The organism is Streptococcus sp. 2018110, assembly GCF_019754115.1.
Lineage (GTDB): Bacteria > Bacillota > Bacilli > Lactobacillales > Streptococcaceae > Streptococcus > Streptococcus hashimotonensis.
On sequence record NZ_JAIJZO010000013.1, the window covers coordinates 39,840 to 57,516 of the forward strand.

Annotated in this window: 20 protein-coding genes; 2 read left to right on the plus strand and 18 right to left on the minus strand. The window is 40.6% G+C overall.

The window, feature by feature from the left end:
- Window positions 1–15: 15 nt before the first annotated feature.
- The 8 genes from K5Q34_RS08245 to K5Q34_RS08280 all read right to left on the minus strand — a co-directional run bounded on the left by K5Q34_RS08245 (window position 16) and on the right by K5Q34_RS08280 (window position 5,857).
- Window positions 16–324 carry a YlxQ-related RNA-binding protein gene (locus K5Q34_RS08245; protein ID WP_002942377.1) on the minus strand — a complete coding sequence of 103 codons (309 nt, stop codon included), beginning with the start codon at window positions 322–324 and terminating at the stop codon, window positions 16–18.
- Window positions 311–607, minus strand: a complete 297-nt coding sequence (gene rnpM / locus K5Q34_RS08250; RefSeq protein WP_002942375.1) for an RNase P modulator RnpM — start codon at window positions 605–607, stop codon at window positions 311–313. The genes K5Q34_RS08245 and rnpM overlap by 14 nt, the downstream gene beginning before the upstream one ends.
- A gap of 16 nt (window positions 608–623) precedes the next feature.
- On the minus strand, window positions 624–1,766 hold the full coding sequence (gene nusA / locus K5Q34_RS08255) for a transcription termination factor NusA (RefSeq protein ID WP_014638606.1): 1,143 nt from the start codon (window positions 1,764–1,766) through the stop codon (window positions 624–626).
- A gap of 72 nt (window positions 1,767–1,838) precedes the next feature.
- Complete coding sequence (rimP, locus tag K5Q34_RS08260) at window positions 1,839–2,309, minus strand: ribosome maturation factor RimP (RefSeq protein ID WP_002942369.1); 471 nt, start codon at window positions 2,307–2,309, stop codon at window positions 1,839–1,841.
- 300 nt (window positions 2,310–2,609) lie between these two features.
- Window positions 2,610–3,245, minus strand: a complete 636-nt coding sequence (gene trmB / locus K5Q34_RS08265; RefSeq protein ID WP_053864083.1) for a tRNA (guanosine(46)-N7)-methyltransferase TrmB — start codon at window positions 3,243–3,245, stop codon at window positions 2,610–2,612.
- Entirely contained in the window at window positions 3,242–4,036 is a 795-nt protein-coding gene (gene ccrZ / locus K5Q34_RS08270; protein WP_002942360.1) for a cell cycle regulator CcrZ, read from the minus strand. The genes trmB and ccrZ overlap by 4 nt, the downstream gene beginning before the upstream one ends.
- A 49-nt stretch (window positions 4,037–4,085) precedes the next feature.
- A complete protein-coding gene (locus K5Q34_RS08275; RefSeq protein WP_221864829.1) occupies window positions 4,086–5,126 on the minus strand; it encodes an ABC transporter permease in 1,041 nt (346 codons plus the stop codon).
- On the minus strand, window positions 5,123–5,857 hold the full coding sequence (locus tag K5Q34_RS08280; RefSeq protein WP_002942356.1) for an ABC transporter ATP-binding protein: 735 nt from the start codon (window positions 5,855–5,857) through the stop codon (window positions 5,123–5,125). The genes K5Q34_RS08275 and K5Q34_RS08280 overlap by 4 nt, the downstream gene beginning before the upstream one ends.
- Window positions 5,858–5,919: 62 nt before the next feature.
- On the opposite strand from K5Q34_RS08280, the gene K5Q34_RS08285 reads away from it, so the two are divergent.
- Window positions 5,920–6,333 carry an HIT family protein gene (locus K5Q34_RS08285; RefSeq protein ID WP_024411979.1) on the plus strand — a complete coding sequence of 138 codons (414 nt, stop codon included), beginning with the start codon at window positions 5,920–5,922 and terminating at the stop codon, window positions 6,331–6,333.
- Between the two features lies 1 nt (window position 6,334).
- The gene (locus K5Q34_RS08290; RefSeq protein WP_024383569.1) at window positions 6,335–6,637 is read left to right on the plus strand and encodes a hypothetical protein; all 303 of its coding nucleotides are present in this window, start codon (window positions 6,335–6,337) and stop codon (window positions 6,635–6,637) included.
- Window positions 6,638–7,106: 469 nt separating this feature from the next.
- Here the strand turns inward: K5Q34_RS08290 and K5Q34_RS08295 are convergent, their stop codons facing one another.
- The 10 genes from K5Q34_RS08295 to K5Q34_RS08340 form a co-directional block, all read right to left on the minus strand.
- Window positions 7,107–8,300, minus strand: coding sequence for an LCP family protein (locus K5Q34_RS08295; protein WP_024379502.1), 1,194 nt, complete (start codon window positions 8,298–8,300; stop codon window positions 7,107–7,109).
- The gene (locus K5Q34_RS08300) at window positions 8,297–8,824 is read right to left on the minus strand and encodes a GNAT family N-acetyltransferase (protein ID WP_024406553.1); all 528 of its coding nucleotides are present in this window, start codon (window positions 8,822–8,824) and stop codon (window positions 8,297–8,299) included. Before K5Q34_RS08300 ends, K5Q34_RS08295 begins: the two co-directional genes overlap by 4 nt.
- Window positions 8,817–9,257 carry a tRNA (adenosine(37)-N6)-threonylcarbamoyltransferase complex ATPase subunit type 1 TsaE gene (gene tsaE / locus K5Q34_RS08305; protein ID WP_024376437.1) on the minus strand — a complete coding sequence of 147 codons (441 nt, stop codon included), beginning with the start codon at window positions 9,255–9,257 and terminating at the stop codon, window positions 8,817–8,819. Before tsaE ends, K5Q34_RS08300 begins: the two co-directional genes overlap by 8 nt.
- A gap of 100 nt (window positions 9,258–9,357) precedes the next feature.
- Entirely contained in the window at window positions 9,358–11,022 is a 1,665-nt protein-coding gene (locus K5Q34_RS08310; RefSeq protein ID WP_014638614.1) for a DAK2 domain-containing protein, read from the minus strand.
- Window positions 11,023–11,024: 2 nt separating this feature from the next.
- Window positions 11,025–11,390 (minus strand): Asp23/Gls24 family envelope stress response protein, encoded by a 366-nt coding sequence (locus tag K5Q34_RS08315; RefSeq protein ID WP_002939192.1) that lies wholly within the window; start codon window positions 11,388–11,390, stop codon window positions 11,025–11,027.
- 121 nt (window positions 11,391–11,511) lie between these two features.
- Complete coding sequence (locus K5Q34_RS08320) at window positions 11,512–12,414, minus strand: ABC transporter permease (protein ID WP_105151097.1); 903 nt, start codon at window positions 12,412–12,414, stop codon at window positions 11,512–11,514.
- 13 nt (window positions 12,415–12,427) lie between these two features.
- Window positions 12,428–13,384: an oligopeptide ABC transporter permease gene (opp4B, locus tag K5Q34_RS08325; RefSeq protein ID WP_074391669.1), complete on the minus strand. Its 957-nt coding sequence runs from the start codon at window positions 13,382–13,384 to the stop codon at window positions 12,428–12,430.
- 1 nt (window position 13,385) lies between these two features.
- Window positions 13,386–14,327 (minus strand): ATP-binding cassette domain-containing protein, encoded by a 942-nt coding sequence (locus tag K5Q34_RS08330; protein ID WP_029694475.1) that lies wholly within the window; start codon window positions 14,325–14,327, stop codon window positions 13,386–13,388.
- Window positions 14,328–14,329: 2 nt separating this feature from the next.
- Window positions 14,330–15,328 (minus strand): ABC transporter ATP-binding protein, encoded by a 999-nt coding sequence (locus K5Q34_RS08335; protein WP_002942324.1) that lies wholly within the window; start codon window positions 15,326–15,328, stop codon window positions 14,330–14,332.
- Between the two features lie 375 nt (window positions 15,329–15,703).
- The gene (locus tag K5Q34_RS08340) at window positions 15,704–17,488 is read right to left on the minus strand and encodes an oligopeptide ABC transporter substrate-binding protein (RefSeq protein ID WP_105142167.1); all 1,785 of its coding nucleotides are present in this window, start codon (window positions 17,486–17,488) and stop codon (window positions 15,704–15,706) included.
- Window positions 17,489–17,677 lie beyond the last annotated feature (189 nt).

Consider the following 17,677-nt stretch of genomic DNA (forward strand, 5'->3'; position numbering starts at 1 on the left):
CCTTGTCCTCCTGTTCTATTCCATAATAGACCTCATCTTCTTTGTAAATCCAGCGTCTGTCACTGCAAGAACTTTTCTAGCCTTGCCGACAGCTGCACTCAATTCCAGTGTTGAAAACACTGTTACAACTTCTACTTGATAGGTATGACTTTTATCTGTTACTTTTTTACTTAAATTTCCAGCAGCATCTTCGGCTAAAAACACCAACTTTGCCTGCCCTTTTTGAATAGCTTCAACAACCAGGTCCTCACCCGAAACCAGGCGACCAGCTCGCTGGGCCAAACCTAATAAATTTAAGATTTTCTGTCTCTTATTCGAGTCCAAGTTCTCTCCTCTTGATCTTATGATCAACGTAGGCAATTAATTCATCGTAAAATTCTTCGGCCACTTCCATACTAAAGGAACGATCGAAGACACGACGTTTCTTAGCTTGGCTTGCCTCATCATTATCAAGCTTGATATAAGCCCCACGACCATTTGCCTTGCCTGTTGGATCGATAAATACTTGACCTTCTTTATTTTTTACAATACGGAGCAAATCCCGTTTGTCGATGATTTCACCGGACACCACAGACTTGCGCAAGGGTATTTTTCTAGCTTTTGCCATGGTTGCTCCTTTTGCCTTATTCTTGTTCTTCTTCGACTTCTTCTACAACTTCGTCTGTTGCATATTGAGTTGCTTCAAAAGCTTCATACTCCGATGCTGACTTGATGTCGATACGGAATCCTGTCAAATGCGCTGCCAAACGAACGTTTTGACCACGACGACCAATTGCCAATGACAACTTATCATCTGGTACAACGACTGTAGCATGTTTCCCATCTTCCGTGTCAAACAATACTTGGTCAACTTCAGCAGGTGCAAGGGCATTGTAGATAAATTCCGCTTCGTCAGCTACCCACTCGATAACGTCAATATTTTCCTCAGTAGGAATCATACGGTCATTCTTAGCATCATAACGAGCTGGATGGAATTTGCTAGTGATTTTCTTGATATTTGAACCACCACGACCAACGATAGTACCGATGGCATCCACGTTTGGATTATGGCTACGAACAGCCACTTTCGTACGGTCTCCAGCTTCACGGGCAACACTCATGATTTCAACTGTTCCATCGTATACTTCTGGAATTTCCTGCTCCATGAGACGTTTAATCATTTCTGGATGGCTACGGCTGACAAATACGTTAACCCCACGACCATTGTCTTCTACCTTGTAGACATAGACTTCGATGCGATCATGAGATTGGAAAACCTCACCAGGAATTTGATCCTGTTTTGACAACTGTGCTTCAATCGTACCAAGGTTGACATAGATAAAGCGATTATCAAAACGCTCTACCGTACCTGACATAATCTCATTTTCATGTTGCTTGTAGGTATTGAAGGTAATGGCACGCTTTTGTTTGCGCATCTTTTCCATGATGGTCTGTTTAGCTGATTGAGCAGCTACACGTCCAAATTCCGCTGGGTCTTCTTGGAATTTAATTTTGTCACCCATTTCATAAGCTGATGAAATAGCCAAGGCATCTTTTAGACTAATTTCTAGTCGGCTATCAAATACTTCATCTACTACTTCACGAACAGTAAATACATGGAAATCGCCTTTTTTCTCGTCAAATTCAATCACTGCTGATTCTGATTGACCATAACGGCGTTTATAAGCTGAACGAAGCGACTCTGTAACTGCATCAATGATATCCGCTTTGTTAATACCCATGTCTTCCTCTAAAATACGGAAGGCTTCTAGCATTTCTTTACTCATGTTGTTTTCCTTTTGCGCTCAAAAGGTCCTTTCTTAAAGTCTAATATCTTTTAAAATACTCATGAAAGAGCATTATAACTTAACAGCCAAACGGGCCTTAGCCACCGTCTGGTAAGGAATAGTCACTTCCTTCTTACGAGTTTTATCCATATATTCCATAATCAAGTCTGTTCCATCAAAGGAGAGCAAAGTTCCTTCGAAAACCTTGATTTTATCAATTGCCTGATAGAGCTTGACATGGATGTACTTTCCAACTGCCTTTTCAACAGCATCTGCCGTTTTTAAAGGACGTTCCAAACCTGGACTTGTTACCTCCAGCATGTATTGGTCTGGAAATGGGTCTGGTTTGATAGTGTCCAAAATCGGACTGATCTTTTCGGATAAATCTGCCGTATCTTGAAGGGAAATTCCACCCTCCTTATCGACAAAAATCGATAGGACATAGTCACCGCCCATTTTACCATATTCCACATCTACCAACTCGTAAGGAGTTTGAATAGCGGGGGTAATTGCTGCTGTGACCAATTCAATAATTGATGACATAAACACCTCCTACTTTTACAGTCGCTAGAAATACATTACTCAAATAGTTCGCACTATCCAGGACTCTCTATTTCCTTTGACAGTAAACTCCCTTGTACTATCATTCATTCTATATACAGAAATCCGTGTACAGGGAAAGGGTTGACTGACGCCAACCCCTTTTCTCATTATTCACTTCCATTATTCTATCATATCTATCCCTATTTGTAAAGGAAAACGATGGATTATAGTCATTTAGTTTATTCGACAAAGGAAAAAGGTCTCTGCTAGACCTCTCCTCATTTTCCACTAAGGGAATTATTAAAACTGTGCTTCCACACGATAGATAACTTGACCCTTGTTTGAGAATTTCTCCTCATACTCTGTCATAACGTTGCCTTCCAAACCATCAGCATGCAAATCTAGCCAAACTTGCTTCAAGACCATGCCATATTGAGAAAAACTAGCCAGGCTATACTCAAACAGACCACGATTATCTGTTTTGAAGTGGATTTCTCCTTTCTCAGGCAGGATTTCCTTGTAGGTATCCAAGAATGACTTGTAGGTCAAACGGCGTTTCTCATGACGTTTCTTAGGCCATGGATCTGAAAAATTCAGATAAAGCTGATCTATCTCTGCCGGTGCAAAATAGTTGGTCAAACTCGAACCATCCACCTGCAATAATTTTATATTTGGCAAGCCAGCTTCAAGCACACGGTCCAAGGCATAGCTTAACACGGTCATCTGAATATCAATACCAATATAGTTAATATCTGGATTTTGCGCAGCCATACCAGTGACAAAGCGACCTTTACCAGAACCAACTTCTATGTGGATAGGATTATTGTTTCCAAAAATCTCTGCCCATTTCCCCTTACATTCCTCTGGATTGGAGATAACATACTGGGGATTGTTTGCTAGAAGCTCACTCGCTCCCTTACGATTTCTAACTCTCATACTTCCTTATAGAAACTCTGACGGAATTGCCGTAGAGCGTAAATTTCTTTATTTGCAGCCAAAACATTGTAGCTTTCTACATGCTTAGCAATTTGGTTTAGATAGCCAAGCTGGCCATACCAATAAACCTTATTTAATACTGTGCTGTTATATTTGTAGCCATAAGCCCGAAGCCACTCTTCCCAGGACTGACGAGGAATATAATGCGTCAAAATATAGGCAACATCCAACATCCGATCCGTTACACAAGCGGTCTCCCAATCTGTCAAATACACCAAACCAGACGTCGTTTCTACCCAGTTACTATGATGCAAATCTCCGTGAACAAATGTTGCCACCTCTTGACGGAATCTTGGTAGATTATTCAATAAATCTTGGCAGATAGATTGCAGATAAGAATTCTGTCCCAATCTAGTTGGCGCCTCTTTTTGCCAACGATAAACCAAATCCTGAGGTTCCATATAGGTATAATTCATCTGCAAAGCCTGATTGAGTAAAATACGAGAATAGTGCATTCTCACCAGTATTTGACGAATCTGTTTACTAGTCATATCTTGACGCTCCAAGGTACGACCATTCAACCACTCCTGCTCTACACGATGCCCCATTCCTACTTCACGATTTGCTGACAAAACGGGTGGTGTAATTTGCTCACGCGCAAGAGCAGACACTATCGGAGGCATCTCATACTTCACAAAGACTGGCGTTCCGTCTGACCGTAGGCCTTTAAACGCTTTGCCACTATTTCCTGCAATAGACTGTAATTGTAGCCCACTGGTATCAAACTGCATGCCTTTCCTCCTTTAAAAATTCCTTACTATTTTACTAATTTTCGTCTATTTAGTCAATCAATTTTTTTAATTTTAGAGGCAAATATATTTCATGCAGGAAAATCCCCACGAGAAGTAAGACGACTACCATCGTATTCTCTTTAGAAAATAGCAGAGCAAAGCCCAATTCCACCAGTAATAGACTGTATAAAATCACTCTAAGCAAATTCTGAAGACCGATTTTCTTGGAATCTTTCTCCAAAGGATACAGTTGTGTTACATATTGATAATCATAATGCTTGTAAAGCCCCAACAACTGGAAGACAAGCAAATAATGAAAGACTAAAACTAGGCCGATGGATAACCACGATTCTTCGATGGCAAATAGAGACAAAATCGCCAACAACAGTAGACGTATCGTCAAGCCCAAGTAGTCTCCTGAACGCAAGAAAGCCCGTAAGTAGAGATAAAACCAAGTCTGTCTCGACTTGACAAGACGCAAGATTCCATTGAGATAGCTTCTCGGTCTAACTGTAGCGCTGATGCCTTTAACCGTCGTAAACAAGGCAAAGAAACGTAAAATAGACTGTTTCCTTTTTTGTTCATCTTGAATAGCCTTAGACCAGTCCAATACTCCCTGTGACTGATAAGCCACTAATTGGCGCTTGACAAGAAGACATTTTAAAACCAACAAAGTAAGAAGGCCAGCTACAATCATCCACACCGGTAAACCCAGTTTCAAATAGATTGGTAACAAAACAAGCTGAACCACCACCTGTATAGAGGACCAAAACAAGACCGTGCGTCTGGCTGCAACCTCGAGTCCTTGCAGAATGTCTTTTTCCTTGGTCAATAGGAAGATTTGATCAGCTTCTTCTAAATAAGTCGCAATTCTTCCGGACAATAGCACCAGTAGACTGATTGCAATAACCACCAAAACAATCGGCAACGGATTCTCAGGGAATGACAACAATAATTGACGGTATTGCAAACTCAAAAAGCCTAATAAAACCATGAGAACCAAAACAAAATGGTCATTCAGAACATAGCGCAGATACTTGGAACAACGATTTAAAAAATCTAGTCGGCGTTGTTGAAACAATTCTTTCATCCAGCCACTCCTTCTTGCGTCAAGGCCAGATAAATTTCGTTCAGACTTGCACCATCCATACCAAATGCGCTTTGTAGCTCCTCCAAATTTCCAGTTGCACGGACCTGTCCCTGATGTAAAATCACAAAAGAGTCGCACATTTTCTCAGCTGAGTCAAGAACGTGAGTGGACATGAGAATGGAAGTGCCCTTAGATTTTTCTTCTTCCAAAAGAGCGATCAAGTCAGAGATAGCCACAGGGTCTAATCCCAGAAAAGGCTCATCAACAATCAGCAGACTCGGCTCCACCATAAAAGCACAAATAATCATGACCTTCTGCTTCATTCCCTTTGAAAAATTGACAGGAAACCAGTCCAATTTTTCATCCAAGCGAAACAGTTTTAACAAGTGCTCAACACGTCCCCAAGCTTGCTCCCAGGATAAATCATAGGCCATTGCTACCACTTCCAAGTGCTCTTTGAGGGTTAGTTCTTCATACAAACTTGGTGTTTCAGGAATAAACCCAATCTTCTTCCGATAATTTTCAGCCCCTTGTAGCAAAGTTAGGCCGTCAATTGCAATCTGTCCTTGATAAGGTGTCAAAAGACCGATAATTTCCTTAATAGTCGTTGATTTCCCTGCACCATTTAAGCCAATTAGACCAACTAATTGACCATCCTCAACCGTAAAAGATACATCTTTCAAAACCGGGATATTGACATACCCTCCAGTTACATTTTTTACTTCTAACATACATTTCTTCCTACAATTTGATATAATTATTATAACAAAAATCCCAGAAAGAGGTTGCCATTATGTCGGATTGTATTTTTTGCAAAATTATCTCTGGAGAAATACCAGCTTCAAAAGTCTACGAAGATGACCAAGTATTAGCCTTTTTAGACATCACTCAGGTCACAAAAGGACACACATTGGTCGTCCCTAAAAAACACTACCGAAACGTGCTTGACATGGATGAAGAAGCTGCGGCCACACTCTTTTCTGTTGTGCCATCCATCGCCCGTCAGTTAAAAGAAAAACTTGGAGCTAGTGGTCTAAACATCGTTAATAACAACGAGGAGGCCGCTGGACAAACCGTCTTTCATACACACATCCATCTCTTACCACGCTTTAACAATCAAGATGGATTGAACATTCAATTTAAAGCCAACGACCCTGACTTCCCAGCCCTGGCTCAACTGGCACAAGAGCTCTATCTAGGAGAATAATATGAAACTTCGTAATATCATTTTAGCCGTAAGCGCCGCTACCGCCAGCTTCCTTGCAGTCACGCATCGGGATAAAATTGCTAAAGAAGTACAGGAAACTAAACAACTTCTATCAGATATTCAATTGAGCAAGGACAATATTCAGGAACAACTTGCCATTATCCAAAGTTTTCAAGAACCTTTGCAGGAAATGGCTTCTGACTTACAATATAAGACTCGAGTCTATCAGCAAAGCATTGCAGGAAACTTGGAAGAAATCCAACAGATTCTCAAAAAATACCAGAATGAGAATAACACTCCCTAACATAGGGAATTTCCAAATATCGTCATTTAGTTTTTCTTTTATTACTTGGACGTAAGAGGAAACTCTGTTTCCTTATTTCCAACTTCAAACACTCCACTGGATTGTTTGAACTCGCCTTGCCTAACTTCAGTTATGCCTGCGGCTTTTGATGTGAACATCGTTCACTTTATCCCCAGTCTCCAACTATCTCCCAGATAGTTGGAGCGAGTACTAAAAGTAAACTAAAAGCCTATAAAAATATAAAAAAATGAAGAAGTTTGCAAAAGATAGCAAGTCATTAAACTCTTAGAAACATTGATATTTCGACGTTTCTGAGAGCTTTTTTATTTTCAACATAAAGAAAAAAGATTGAAGAAAATTGTCCAAAATGGACTTTTTCTTCAATCTGAGAGGTTGCAAACGACCTCTATTTTTATAGGCTTTTAGTACTCGCTCGTCAAAGTAATAAAAGAAGAACTGAATGACTACATTATTGTGACCCGTTTTCATCACCGAGTACTGGCTCTGTTGAAAAATCGGTTACCTGCTCTTCTGTTGTCACAGTCGTAGTAGCCGATGGACTCCCTATTTCCGGATCCAAGCTTTCTGCCCATGGACTTGCTTCTAACAGCAAGAGATTTGTATATACATCATAAACGTTGATTGGACTTGGTAATCCCATCTGTCCTTCGTAGACCTTCACGTTTGTGACTAAGTCGGTCTTTTCTTCTAAGCCGATAGATTTTTTCAAAATATTTTGCATTTCCAATAGATGTTCACTGGTTGGTAATTGATAATAGATTTCATCAACCATTTGGTCCACACCGCGCAACTGATAGGAATTCAACTTAGAGACCGAGTCTTTATAACCCAAGAGGCTTGGAATTGTCGCAGGACTAATCTCAATGTTGGTTCGCATATTATTGGAGATGGCGGTCAGAATCTTCTTATACTGGGTCAAACCATCTAACTGGAGGAGTTTTTTTATAATAGCCGTGATAACTTCTCGTTGGCGTCTCTGACGTCCGATATCACCCTCAGGATCATCATAGCGCATCCGAGCATAAACCAGCGCCTGATCCCCATTTACCAACTGTTTCCCCGGCTGAACAATAGAGGTGTAGGCAGGCTCATGTTCCGAAATGGATATAGGGAAGCCAAGAGTATTGTTTACCTCAATACCTCCAACCGCATCAACAAGCTCAATCAGACCATCCATATTTATTTCGATATAGCGGTCAATGTTAATATCCATCATCTTTTCGATCGTGGCAATGGCCATCGGTGCCTGTCCGTAGCTATAAGAATGATTTAGTTTTTCAACCGTTCCTGAAGACTCCCCATTCGCTTCTGCAATCTCGACCATAATATCACGAGTCAAGCTCATCATATTGGTTTCCTTAGTCTTAGGATTAACAGTTACCAAAATCATCGAATCACTACGACCACCCTCCCAATCTCCCCCACGGGTTGCTTGGTCCATATCCACCCCCATCAGTAGGATGGTTAGGGGCTCTGTCGCATCAATAGGAGTGATTTCTTTTTCTCCATCTAGCTGCTTATAGGTTTTTGAAATAGTACCTGTAGAAAAATTTAACAAGCTGGCTCCATATATTAAGCCGGCACCTAGTGTTAAACCAACAATAGCCAAAGACATTAAGAATATTTTTTTTCCAATTGTCATACTTCACCAATTAACTTGCCCATATAATAAAGATCAAGCCATTCTCCTTCATCTGTTCTAGCCCCACGTACCTGGGTTCCTTCAATGTTGAATCCTAGTTTTTGGTATAAATGTACTGCCGCCTGATTGCGAACCTGAACCGTTAATTCCAAACGTTTCAATACATCCATTTCCTCTGCCCAATGCAATACTTCCTCCAGTAAAATCGTCCCTAGACCGTGACCCCAATAGGCTTTTTTTACTGCAATAAAAATATTTCCGATATGGCTAATGCGAAACTGCTTAGAGGACTTAACAGAAATTGCGCCGACGACTTCCGAACCAACCTTAGCCAGCAGGCACAATTCACGAGGATTTTCGATTCCTGCTTCGAAGATGGTCTCCATTTCATCAACACTAAATCGAAAACCAGTCTCATCCATGACCAGATAATCCGTTTCTCTAGCAACTTGATTCATAAAATCAATAAAAGCTGCTGCATCAGCTGGTTCAGCTTCACTAAAATACACTTCTTTTTCAGACATTTTGGAACTCCTTCGCTAAATCGCTACTTTGAGCCCCATGAGATTCGACTGTCAATCGTCGACCATCTCCCTCTTTCTCTATACGAATGAGCAAATAGTCATCAAATAGACTGACATCCAGTAATTCTCCCCACTCGATAACCGTTAGACCACCTCCATAGAGAAAATCATCCAAATCAATCGAGTCAGGATCATCTCCAATTCGATAAACATCTAAGTGATAGAGTGGCATGGTCCCCTCATACTCTCGAACAATCGTATAAGTAGGACTCTTAATCATCTGTTCAATTTTTAAACCCTTGGCCAAACCCTTGGTCAGAGTTGTTTTCCCAGCACCCAAATCCCCTGATAATACTAGAACTTGATTTGGCTTACAGGCTTTTCCAATTCTCTCACCAATGGCAATCAATTCATTTTCATTCTGACTATACATGTCTTTAATTATACCATAGCCCCAGTAGTTTGTCATAGGTCTACTGGAAATTGTCGACAAGTCGACAGAAAAAATCGCAAGCCAGAGCCTGCGATTTTGTTTATTCTACGCTGAAAAGATATGGGTAGACTGGTTGATTTCCTTGATGGATTTCGACCTCGACATCTTCAAATTGTTCTTCTAGCTGTTCAGCAAGAGTTTGAGCCAATTCTTCATTACCATCTTCACCGATATAGATTGTCACGATTTCGCTATCTTCATCAAGCATTTTCTCAAATGTAGCGACAAGTGTTTCCATCATATCTGGATTAGAAACCACAATCTTGCCATCAACCATACCAAGGTTATCATTCTCATGGATTTCAAGACCGTCAATGGTTGTATCGCGGACCGCAGTTGTCACGCTACCGCTTTTCACCTCTGCAAGCGATGCCGTCATCGCTTCAAAGTTGCTTTCCAAATCACGACTTGGATCAAAAGCAAGCAAGCTAGTGAACCCTTGTGGCAGGGTCTTGGTTTCCACAACCTTAACCGCAACTTCTGCAACCTCAGCAGCCGTCTGAGCCGCCATCAAGATGTTCTTATTGTTTGGCAACAAGATGACATTACGGGCATTGACCAATTCAATAGCATTGACAAAATCTTCTGTTGATGGGTTCATAGTCTGACCACCTGAAATCACATAGTCAACGCCTTGTGATTTGAAGATTTCTGTCAAACCTTCCCCAGCAGCTACCGCAATAATAGCATACTCTTTTTGTTCAGCCGGTTTTTGGAAACTTTCTTCTTTCTCAACCTGAGCTTCATGTTGCTCACGCATATTATCCACTTTTACCTTGACCAAGCTACCATATTGAAGACCCGCTTGCATGACCAAACCTGGATCTTCTGTATGGACATGGACTTTAACGATTTCATCATCGTTGACCACAAGGAGGGAATCCCCAAGGTCGTTAAGGTAGTTACGGAATTCTTCATAATCAAAGTCCTTGACATAAGTAGGACCCTGGCGAAGAGCCACCATGATTTCGGTACAATAACCAAAGGTAATATCTTCAGTCGCTACATGACCTGCAACTGACTTGTGGTGCTCAGCATTGATCATTTCAGACATAACAGCAGGTGTCGCCTCAAAATCTTCCGAAGCAATATACTCACCTGTCAAAGCTGACAAGAAGCCTTCATAAATGTAAACAAGACCTTGTCCACCTGAATCGACAACACCAACTTCCTTCAAGACTGGAAGCATCTCTGGCGTTTTCTTAAGAGCACGATTAGCACCGTCAAGAGTAGCACGCATGACCTCAACCGCATCATCAGTCTCTTCTGCCTTTTTCAAAGCAGCAGTGGCTGCCCCACGAGAAACAGTAAGAATTGTACCTTCAACTGGCTTCATAACGGCTTTATAAGCCACTTCTACACCATGTTGAAAAGCTTGCGCCAAATCCTTACCGTCCAATTCAACCTTGCCTTTAACAGATTGACCAAAACCGCGGAACAATTGCGACGTAATAACACCTGAGTTTCCACGAGCTCCCATCAACAAGCCCTTAGAAAGAATTTGTGCAACTTCTCCAACAGTAGAAGCAGATTTATCTGCTACTTCTTTAGCACCATTGGTAATAGTCATCCCCATGTTGGTACCAGTATCCCCATCTGGAACTGGGAAAACATTGAGTGAGTTCACATATTCGGCTTGTTTATTCAGACGAGTTGATGCTGCCTGCACCATTTCTTGAAATAAACTAGTTGTAATTTTAGACACAATTATTCTCCTACGACTTTGATATTTTGGATAAAGACATTGACGGCATCTACAGAGATACCTAGTTGATTTTCCAAGTTGAACTTAACGCGTTCTTGGATATTGCGAGATACTTCACTGATCTTTACACCGTAGCTCATCACAGTATAAACATCGACTGCAATGCGACCATCTTCCAAGGTCTTGATTACAACACCTTTAGAATAATTTTCTTTTCTCAAAAGTGCTTGAAAATTATCCTTGATCGCAGACTTACTAGCCATCCCAACAACACCGAAAATCTCAGTCGTAGCACCGCCAACAACTGTGGCAATCACGTCATCAGTCAATTCGATTTGGCCGTCTTTAGTATTGATTTTAACAGTCATAATTCGTTACCTCAAATAGTTTTATCACTCCATTCTACCACATTTTCTGCTTTCTGTAAAAAACAAGCTTGTTACATCGGATTTTACAAAAAAAGAGCTCCCAAAGGAACCCTTTTCACAATTAACCTAAACGCTGCTTAGCATCTGCTGCACGTTGGAAAGCTTGTCCGACATAGTTGATACAGAGCATCATCACAAGGATGAAGATGGCTGCTGGCAACCAAATCCATGTCTTGTTTTCCAAAATATCTGCATTGCGGGCATTGGCAATCAAGGTACCCAAACTTGGTACTGTCGATGGTAGACCGAAACCAAGATAAGTCAACGAAGTCTCGATACCGATATTTCCCGCAAAGTTCAAGGTCAAGTTAACGATAATCAATGAACTTAAGTTTGGTAAAATTTCACGGAACATAATCATGAAGTCGCTTGTTCCCAATGTTTTTGATGCATTGACATAATCCAAGCTTGCCTCTGACAAAGTCCTTGTACGGAATAGACGAGCCTTGGCCGTCCAATAAAAGGCACTCATGATGAGAATGAAGTGATAGATCGTATAGTTCTTGATAACTGTCACGAAAACAATGATCAACATAGTCACCGGCAAAATCATGATGAAATCGACAATACGCATCAAGAATCCGTCCAAACGACCACCGTAATAACCAGAAATCAGACCGATAGAGATACCAACGATACTAGTAATAATCGTAATGGTAAAACCGATAATGATCGAGTTACGAGCACCGATAATCAACTGACCAAAGATATCTTTACCACCTTCATCTGTCCCCAAGATATAGCCGTTAACACCTGGTTCCAAGTAACGTCCCAAAAGGTTGACTTTCATAACTTGTTCTTGATCCAACAGAAGCGCTCCGATAAAGACTGCCAAGAGAACCGTCACTAATATAATTAATGAGGTCAATGCAAGTCGATCCTTCATAAACTCCCGCGCGATGACACGGAAGCCACCTGGAGGAGTTGAAGTAGATTGTACTTGTTTTTTATTTTCTTTACTCACCTTACTCCTCCTTCTATTTCACACGGATACGTGGATCCACGATACTCATGATAATATCTGAAATCAATGTCCCCAACAAGGTACCCATACCAAATATCAACAACAAAGCCAAGATGACACTATAGTCACGACTAGAAATAGAGTTGAAGAATAACTGACCGATACCTGGATAAGTGAAAATATTTTCAATAAAGATAGAACCACCAATCAACCCTGTCAATTCATAGCCCAAGAAAGATGCAATTGGCAAGATAGAATTACGGAAGATATGACGGTTATAAACAACTCTCTCAGGAACACCTTTGGCACGAGCTGTACGAACATAGTCCTGGCTCTTCGCATCGATAATCCCCGTACGAAGATATTGAATAGTGACTGTTGTTGACAAAATTGCCATTGTAATCGCTGGCAGAATCATGTGGTGTAAGCGACTGAGAATGGCTGCAAATCCTGCTACACCACCGTCAATCGACCCACGCGTTGGGAACCAACCCAAACTAAAGCCAAACATCCAAAGCATAAGGATGGCAAAAACGAAAGTTGGAGTTGAAAATGTCAAGAAGTTATACACGCCAATGATTTTATCTGCAAGCGAGTTTTGGTAACGACCTGCAATCATCCCCAATGGAAGGGCAATCAAATAAGTCAACACCATCGTCAATAAAGACAACCAAATAGTGTTGTTTAAACGTTGCATGATAACATCAACAACAGGTTGCTTGAAGAGGATACTTTGACCAAAATCCCCCTGCAAAAGATTACCAATCCAACGGAAATACTGAACAGGGATTGGGTCATAGTAACCTGCCGCAATCCGTTTTTGTTCGATGATTGCTGGATCGATATTTGGGTCAATCAATCCTGTAAAGGGATCCCCCGGCATCATCTTCGCAACAAAGAAAGCAATGATGCTCAAGATAATAATCTGCGGAATCATCATGAGTAAACGACGTAATACTGTTTTCCACATCTTAGTTCTGACCTCCTTCTGGAAGGGCTACTTGATGAGTTTCTGAGAAGGATCTCAAATCGTACACACGACCGTTTTCATCATAGTATTGACCTTGCATTTCTTGATACTCTTTTTCAGCAGCCAAACGTTTTTCTTTATTCTTCAAACGGTTGACTGGGTCAATCGTTGGAATCGCAGACAACAAACGTTTAGTGTAAATATGTTGTGGATTATTATAAATATCGTTCTTATTTCCTGTCTCTACGAAACGTCCGCGATACATGATGAACAATTCATCACACATGTGTTGTACAACACCGAGGTCATGGGAAATAAAGAGATAGCTAAGCTTGAACTCATCTTGGATACGTTTCATATAGTTCAAGACCTGTGCCTGAACAGACAAATCCAAGGCAGAAACCGGCTCATCAGCAATAATCAAACGAGGGTTACTAGCCAAGGCACGAGCAACACCGATACGTTGGCGCTGACCACCTGAGAATTCATGAGGATATTTAATCAGGGCTTCTTCATTTAGACCGATTGTATCCAATAGATGAAGAACCTTTTTCTTTTCTTCATCTGGAGATAAGCGGTCAAAGTTACGGATTGGTTCCGCAATGATGTCCAAAATACGCTTTTTCGGGTTAAAACTTGAAAGAGAATCTTGGAAAATCATTTGAACATCACGATTAAAGTTTCCTTTTTTACCACGTGATTTGTTGGTTACATTTTGTCCCTCATAGATAATCTGACCAGAAGTGGCACGCTCTAAACCGATAATTGCCTTACCAATGGTCGATTTCCCAGAACCTGACTCACCTACCAAACCATAGGTTTTTCCTTCTTCAAACTCAATATTAACGCCATCGACAGCATAGACATGATCCGTCACACGGTTAAAGAAGCCACTACGAATTGGATAATGGACTTTTAAATCTTTTACTTCAATAAATCCCACTATTAGGCCTCCCCTTCAAAATAGAATGTCTCATGGCAGGTACAACGAACAAAGTGATTTGGACCTACCTCGTGCATGCTCGGATTCTCTTCATGAGCCTCTGCTCCAATCCACGGAATACGTGGAGCAAAACGGCAACCCTTACGAACCATTTTTGTAATCGGCGGCACAATACCTTCAATAACATGAAGATCGCCTCCTTCGCTACCTGATTGAGGATTTGACTTCAAGAGCGAACGTGTATATGGATGTTTTGGATTGGTAAAGAGTTCTTCTACTGGTGCCACTTCAACAAACTGACCACCGTACATGACAGCCACACGATCAGCAGTTTCTGCAACCACTCCCAAGTCATGGGTAATCAAAATAATACCCGAACCTGTCTCCGCTTGAATATCATTTAAGAGATCCAAGATTTGTGCTTGAATTGTAACATCCAAGGCCGTTGTAGGTTCGTCCGCAATAATAATTGGCGGTTTACAAGACAAGGCCATCGCAATAATGATACGCTGACGCATACCACCTGAAAGCTCATGTGGATACTGTTTAAATGTCCGCTTAGGATTTGGAATACCTACCTGAGCCAAGAGTTCCAAAACTCGCTCTGTACGAGCATTGGCATCCAAATCAGTGTGATAGAACAGCGCCTCATCAATCTGTGCACCAATCGTCATCAATGGATTCAGAGAAGCCAAGGGATCTTGGAAAATCATACCAATATCATTACCACGTACCGTATTGTACTTGGCTTCATCCATGCCAATCAATTCCATATCGTTGTACTGGATGCTTCCTGTGATTTTGGTATTCAAAGGGTTATGCAAGCCCATAATGGTCGTTGCCAAAGTTGATTTACCACAACCAGATTCCCCTACAATTGCCAAAATTTCATTTTTTTGCAATGAGATGTCAACACCGTCAACAGCGTCAAAATAATCATCTCCAATACGGAAACCGACGTGTAAATCTTTAATGTCTAAAAGCGGTTTTTCGGTAGCCACGCTTTTTCCTCCTTTATGTGCCAGCTAATCAAGCTCAATCAATTCAATATCCTTACGATTATCAAGTTCATATAATGTTTGATTAACTGACTTTATATAACTACTCTAGAATAACATATTTCTATCAATTATCATTTGATAGCGATTACCCAGAAGTAAAAAATGTACGTATATCCAATCATAAATCAAGACCATCCTATTACTGACTCAATTAGAAATTGAGTAGGTTAATGTGATCCATCTTGAGTTTTTGTTAGTAGGGACTCATTTTTTGTGTACTGAGTCTACTATACCACAATTATCTGAAAATTCCAATAGCAATCTGAAAAAAGCCAACCAAGTTGGCTTTTTCAAATTCTATTGTCTTCTTGCAGACTATTCTGCTACACCTTTATCAGCTGTAAGTTCGATACCCTCATAAGCAATACCATTTCCTGAAGCTGAACCATAGTTAGTGTCATAGTTTTTCACACGTTTGTTAAGTGCTGTAACCTTTTCAGATTCAAATGTTGGAATAGCAAATGCTTGTTCGTAAGCATATTTTTGCCAAGCCTTATAGTTCTCAACATTTTTCTTATCGTCAAATGATTCTGTTGAGCTAATTGCATTCAACAATTTAGTGTTTTCATCAGACACGAAGCGTGACATGTTGAAGGCAGCGATAGGACCCCAAGTACCTGTTGGGTTTGGATCATAACCTGTTGACCAACCACCAGCGTACATATCGATAGCAGGATCATTTGCTTGAACAGCTTCGTAGAATGTATTGATTTCAACTGTACGGCCTGTGTACAATTCAACGTTCAAGCCGACTTCTTTCCACCAAGCAATGTACTGTTGTACAAGCGCTTCGTTAGCTTCAGTACGTTTACGAGCAGCAAAGGTAATCTTGAATTCCTTACCGTCTTTGCCTTCACGGATACCATCGCCATCTACGTCTTTGTAACCAGCTTCATCCAAGAGTTTTTTCGCTTTTTCAGGATCGTATGAATAACCTTCCAACTCTGAATCATGAATATCGCCGAAGAATGAGATAATCAATGATTTTGCAGGGTGGTAAAGACCATTGTACAATGACTCACCAGCTGTCTTGGTATCAATCGCATAGGCAATCGCTTGACGAAGTTTCACATCATTCATCTTAGCATTTTCATCCATGACGTTCTTCTCAGCAGACTCGTCATATTTACCAAGGTTGAATGAGATATATTCATAAGCTGAGTCTAACTGACCAACGATATTCAAGTTAGAAGCATCCTTGTATGAATCCAACTGGTCAACAGGCATCTCAGCGATGTCATAGTTACCAGCTTTCATCTCAGAAACGATTGTATCTGGAGATACAATATCAACCTTCAATGAGCTTGTTTTTGGTTGTCCCTTGAAGTAGTATTCGTTTGGTACGTAAGTGATAGACTCACCGTTTACGATTTCCTTGATTTTCCAAGGTCCCATACCAACAAGTTTAGCTGTACGTGAGTACTCGCTCTTTTCCCAGTCTGCAACAGGGATGTCTTTATAGATGTGTTCTGGTTGGATATAGGCTGGGACATCACCACCCGCATACATCATTGAAGGTGACATTTCTTTTACAGTCAATTCCACTGTGTAGTCATCAATTTTCTTAAGACCAGAGATGTCAGAAGCTGTTCCAGCAACAAATTCTTTCATACCTTCAATGTTCAAGAATTTATCATCAAAACGAACACCTGTATAGTCTTTGCTTGCCATTGACTTGATAGTAAAGATGTAGTCATTGATAGTAAATGGCTCACCATCTGACCACTTGTAGTCCTTACCTGTCAAGCTAACTGTAATTTTCTTACCTTCTACATCAAATTCAGCTTTAGCAAGACCAGAATCATCCAACTTACGATTTCCATCGAAACCGAACAGTGAGATATCAACAAAACCACCAAATGTTGAGTCAGTTGTATTTTCAGTCAACTCGTCAATCAAGAGACCTGATGAAGTTGTTGGTGATACCCATGCGTATTTCAACTGAGCATCAGACACTGCTGTTCCATCTTGTTTTACTTCAGATGGGAATGACAATTCCTGTTTTGCTGCACCTGATTGTTTTGAACCACATGCTGCAAGAACAGATGCTGAAAGGAGAGTCACACCTGCAAGTGCAAAAAGTTTCGTTGTCTTTTTCATAAAACACCTCTGTTTTCTTTTTGTTTGACACTTATTACTATGTCTTATAAAAATCATTATATCATAAAATTTTCTTAAATAAAGTCTTTTTGTCAGAAAATTTTGTAAAAACATATTTTTTCAGCATTTTCTCATTTTTTACATATTTTTTCCAAATTTTTCTCACATTTCTTGTGATATAATAGAATA